Annotated in this window: 1 pseudogene; it reads left to right on the top strand. The window is 49.8% G+C overall.

What is annotated here, in order from left to right:
* Window positions 1-285, top strand: a pseudogene (locus IQR33_RS00230) (type IV pili twitching motility protein PilT); the annotation flags it as partial.

Raw genomic sequence — 285 nt, forward strand, 5'->3', positions numbered from 1 at the left:
TAAATTTCTCGAAGGCATGCTGGCGCTGAAAGCGTCGGATCTTTACATCACGGTTGGAGCGCCAATTCTATTTCGTGTGGATGGCGAATTGCGTCCGCAAGGGGAAAAACTTACCGAGAGCGATGTGGCTGCATTACTCGACAGCGCTATGGAACCAGATCGGCGTCAGGAATTTCGTAAAAGTCGCGAGTCGAATTTTGCCATTGTGAGAGATTGTGGTCGCTTCCGTGTGAGTGCCTTTTTTCAACGCGAGTTACCAGGCGCAGTGATTCGTCGTATTGAAAC

It is taken from the genome of Vibrio sp. OPT46, from assembly GCF_015163535.1.
Taxonomy (GTDB): domain Bacteria; phylum Pseudomonadota; class Gammaproteobacteria; order Enterobacterales; family Vibrionaceae; genus Vibrio; species Vibrio alginolyticus.